Consider the following 4,720-nt stretch of genomic DNA (forward strand, 5'->3'; position numbering starts at 1 on the left):
AATACCCTTATAAACATCAATATTTCTAAAAATAAGATCTATAATTACAAGAATAATCTTTTTTGTTACTAAATTATTGTACTGAAGAGAAAAAAAGGAGATAACAAATGAAAATTACCAATATATTATTTTGTTTATTTTTACTTATGCTAAATGGCTGTAATTCTAATGATAATGACACTTTGAAAAACAATATTAAACAAACAAAAAATAGTGTAAAGCGTGATTTAAGCGAACAAGAAAAACCTAAATCCAAAGAAGAACTACTTAGAGAAAAACTAACTGATGATCAAAAAAAACAACTTGACTGGTTAAAAACCGCATTGGAGAATCAACAATTTGATAAATTTTTAGGAAATGATGAAGAGAAAATAAAAACGGCACTTGATCATATAAAAAGTGAACTTGATAAATGTACTGGAAAAGAAGACGGAAAAAATACTTTTAAAACTGTAGTTGGGGGTTTCTTCAGCGGCGGTGATATAAATAATTTTAAAACTGGAGCAGTTAGTGACTGTGATAGTCAATAATAAAAAATAAAATTCATTATTATCCTTTCTAATATACATATAGTAGAGCCCCCTTATTGGGGGGCCCTACTATTTAGGTGTACTATGCAAACATATTGCTATGCTGCAAAAATATAATCAAATTGTTTATCTTCTTTTAACGCTCCAAAGAATATTAACGGACTAGCGCCATAAATGGGCTTTTTAAACGACATAAACCTTTCAAAATCATTTAAATCCTTTAATTTATTATTTTTCTTGAAATATTCTTTTATAAGCTCAGCCCAATACTTTATACTCTTAAACTCAATATTCTGTTCAAAATGCTTTATTAAAGCGGCTTCAATTTTCTTAATATCCTCAATATTATTGGGGTCTATATTTTGAATAAAGCTTATTTTTTGAATAATTGAGTTTATATTATCTTTTGTTGTAGGGCTATTTACCCAATCTTTTATATTAGATAAAGCGTCTTTAAAAATACTGTAGTAATAAAATCTATCTTTTTTTTGTTCTTGCTTAATATCTCTTTTTTGGTTTTGAATAGTGTTATTTTTTTGCTTTTGTTCTTGATTAATGTCTTTTTTTTGTTCTTGCTTTTGATTAAAACTAATTTGCTTATTAGGTGTAGAATTTTCATTTTCATAATTATTATCAATAGGCGCTGCATCAGTATCCACTTCACTTTCTATCATAAGATGTCCCACTAAAGCGTACCTTTTGAAATAAGTAATAGCTGAGCCAACCAGTTGTGGCGTTGTATTAACATTTTTAGACCCATTTTCATTGCTCCATTGTAAATTTTCGGTAAGCATTGGTGTATCAAAAGACTCTCTATATCCAGTGCTTTTACTGTAAAATGTAGTTCTAATAACATGAATTCTACCATATGGATCATGTGTAAAAGTTGCATTTTGATAAAAACCAAGCTCCAAATTATGTTTCTTAATAACATTTTTTATTACTCTAACTATTTCATTATAATTCTGATAATTATATCCATATCCTTTAAGATTTTTGTCAATACCCGGTAAATTCATTCTTAGGGTATCCATATCGTTTAAGAATTTAATTTCTGCTTGCATATTATTTTGCATATTTTCTTGATTTTCTATGTGTGACATAATCGTCAACCTCCTATCATTTAGTTATAAATAAATATATAGCAAAAACTATTTTTGCCAACTTTTTAACAAAAATTTTTGCAAAAAAATGAGGGCTTAGCTAGATTCTCTTATCAAAAGAACTAAGCTAAACCCTTGTCATTATTTTTTGCAAATTACTAAATAATAGGTAGGTAAACTACAGAAGTTACACTACGCTTTTTGTAGTGTAACCCAATTTAAAATTAAAATCAATTTATTTCTCTTAAATTATATAAATACATTTAATTAATGAAATTAATTATTTAATTTAATATTTTTTAGGAAAGTATTTACTTTTAAATCAAAATTTTGCATTATATTATTTATAATTATTTATAACTAAATGATAGGAGAAAACTCAAGATGATAGAAGTTTCAACCAATAAAAAAAGTCCAAATTGCCACAATAACCACCAACACAGATTAATTGTTCTTGTTTCAACAATACAGTACATAAACAAAACCCATAAGAAATACACTCAACAAAACATACTATATTACTATAATAAAAATCTAAAACGCAATGGTCAAAAACCTGTTAAACTAAAGACACTGCAAAAATATCTTTACAAATTAGAAAAAGAAATAAAAGTCACAACTAATTACTATAAACACTTGGGAGTAAATTGTGGGACTGAAATTTACTATAAACTGAATTTTTCAAAAAAAGAGTGTTATCAAAAGATTAACCAATTCTTTAAAGAAAAAAAAGAAACAAGATTCCAAAAAAGGGTTAATAACCACTTTAAAGACAAATTTCCTTTAAGGGGGAGTGTAAATTCGGAAGAGTGTTTAAGTAATAAAAATAATAATATAAAAGAAGAAAGAAAAAATCAGATAGAAAATTTTCAAGTAATAAAATATGCCAATAAATGCAACTATAAATGTAAAGGAATTCTTCCTTTTGTCTTAAAATTAGATATTAGTAAAGACTTGAAAATTAAAATGCTTAAAGAATTAAAAAGAATTGAGATTAAGCTATTAAAACATAAAAATACTTACTTTAATAAATCTTGCTTTAAAGAAAAGCAAAACAAACTGAAAGAAATTCTAGAAAACACACAAAAAAAATTAGAACAAAATGGATACAATTTAGAACAATTGGAAACAGAATTTAAAAAAATATATGAAAACTATAAAAATAAGCCGCATTTTATTATTGAGTATCAAAAATACAATGATTTAAGCAAAATAAGGCGTAAATTAGAAAGGTCAATTGAATTTAAAAAAGAAAATCCACAAAAAAATTATGAAAACATAATGACAAACATTTTCAATATCCTTATTGATCGACTAAAAAATACTGCAGAAATTGAAGTTCTAAAACCAATTATAAAAAACTATTTGAATAGCAAAAAGAAATTAGAATATAATAAAGTATTTGGTTCATATTATTATGAATTATTAGAAATGCTAGAAAATGGAAACAATGCTTTAAAACTAAAAGAATTTAGCAAAAAGGTTATATGAGAATTGAATATGAAAAAAATACCCAAAACAAGGAATTTTTAGAAAATGGATAGAAAAACTCCTAAAATAATAACAATTGCATCAATTAAAGGCGGTGTTGGTAAAAGTACAAGTGCTATTATATTTGCAACATTACTTGCAAAAAATAATAAAGTATTATTAATAGATATGGATACACAAGCATCGACTACTAGTTATTTTTATAAAGAAATTTCAAATCAAAATATTGATATTGTAAATACAAATATTTATAGAGTGTTAAAAGAAAAACTAGATATTAATGATTCAATTGTAAAGATTAAAGAAAATTTAAGCTTAATTCCTAGTTATTTGACTTTAAATAAATTTTTAAGTGAGTCCATACCATTAAAAGAGTTAAGGTTACAAAACAATTTAGAATTTTTAAAGCAAATGTATCATTATGTAATAATAGATACTAATCCTAGTTTAGATTATACTCTTTCAAATGCATTAATGACTAGTAATTGTATAATAGTACCAATGACTGCAGAAAAATGGGCAGTTGAAAGTTTAGAATTATTGGAATTTCACATGAATAATTTAAAAATAAAAATTCCAATATTTTTGATTATAACACGATTTAAAAAAAACAATACTCATAAAGAGTTATTAAAACATGTTGGATCTAAGACTGGATTTTTGGGATTTATACATGAAAGAGAAGATTTAAATAAAAAAATTGCCAGAAATGATGAATTTGATATGACTAAGGATTATATTCATGAATATGAAGAAGCATTGTCAAAATTTTTAAAGCTTATTATTGTAATGAAATAAAAACTAAGGCAGGAACTGCCTGAAGTTAAGCTTGCGGACCATGCTCTAGTGGATGATCGTTCTTTTAGAACCTAAAAAGCTATCATGGGATGAAACAAGAAGCTATTTCTATAATCTTTGATTTAGAAATAGCAGTTCACGTATGATAAATATATTCAATAGATGTATACGGATCCGTACACATCGCATATAAAAGAGGTTTATTATGGAAATAGAATTAAATAAAAGAATTATATCAGGGGTAGCAGATCCTGATAGCGAAAAAAAATTAATTACCAAAGAAGAAGTATTTGCTCATTATAATGATTTAAAAAATAGGCTAAAGACCAATATAAAAAAGAAAATTTATTATAAAGTAGAAAGTATTAGAATTTTAAAAGAAATAAAAGATAATGAATATTATAAGCTAGATGGATATAAAAGTTTTGATGCTTTCATAAAAGATTATAAATTGGCAAGAACTCAAGTTTATATATATTTAAAATTAGCAAAAGCATTGCAAGCGGGAATTCTTAATGAAGATTATATAATTGAAAATGGTATTTACGATTCTCTTGATTTAATAGAAGGGCAAGAAACTCCAATAGTAAAGAAATCAAAGCAAAATCCTATAAAACCCTTAAGATTTCAACTTAAAAAGCAAGAAAGTTATGATTTTTATAAAAGCAATGCTAAATTTACAGGGTTTTTGTTAGATAAATTATTTGATGAAAAAGAAATAATTAAAAAAATTATGAAAGAATATAAACAATTAAAAGGATAATATGGAGATTTTATGAATAATTTAGCGTATAGAAC

5 protein-coding genes are annotated in these 4,720 nt (G+C 24.9%); 4 read left to right on the plus strand and 1 reads right to left on the minus strand.

Annotated features, from left to right (window positions below):
* Window positions 1-107: 107 nt before the first annotated feature.
* Window positions 108-530 (plus strand): Mlp family lipoprotein, encoded by a 423-nt coding sequence (locus tag HNP68_RS05965; RefSeq protein ID WP_183221424.1) that lies wholly within the window; start codon window positions 108-110, stop codon window positions 528-530.
* A 98-nt stretch (window positions 531-628) separates the two neighbouring features.
* Here HNP68_RS05965 and HNP68_RS05970 read toward each other — a convergent pair whose 3' ends face one another.
* Complete coding sequence (locus HNP68_RS05970) at window positions 629-1,633, minus strand: ERF family protein (RefSeq protein WP_183221426.1); 1,005 nt, start codon at window positions 1,631-1,633, stop codon at window positions 629-631.
* 384 nt (window positions 1,634-2,017) lie between these two features.
* On the opposite strand from HNP68_RS05970, the gene HNP68_RS05975 reads away from it, so the two are divergent.
* From HNP68_RS05975 to HNP68_RS05985, 3 genes are all read left to right on the plus strand, one after another.
* The gene (locus tag HNP68_RS05975; protein ID WP_183221428.1) at window positions 2,018-3,124 is read left to right on the plus strand and encodes a plasmid maintenance protein; all 1,107 of its coding nucleotides are present in this window, start codon (window positions 2,018-2,020) and stop codon (window positions 3,122-3,124) included.
* A 45-nt stretch (window positions 3,125-3,169) separates the two neighbouring features.
* A complete protein-coding gene (locus tag HNP68_RS05980; RefSeq protein WP_183221430.1) occupies window positions 3,170-3,922 on the plus strand; it encodes a ParA family protein in 753 nt (250 codons plus the stop codon).
* Between the two features lie 205 nt (window positions 3,923-4,127).
* Entirely contained in the window at window positions 4,128-4,685 is a 558-nt protein-coding gene (locus tag HNP68_RS05985) for a chromosome replication/partitioning protein (RefSeq protein ID WP_183221432.1), read from the plus strand.
* The last annotated feature ends 35 nt before the right edge of the window (window positions 4,686-4,720 follow it).

The organism is Borreliella yangtzensis, assembly GCF_014201775.1.
GTDB lineage: Bacteria > Spirochaetota > Spirochaetia > Borreliales > Borreliaceae > Borreliella > Borreliella yangtzensis.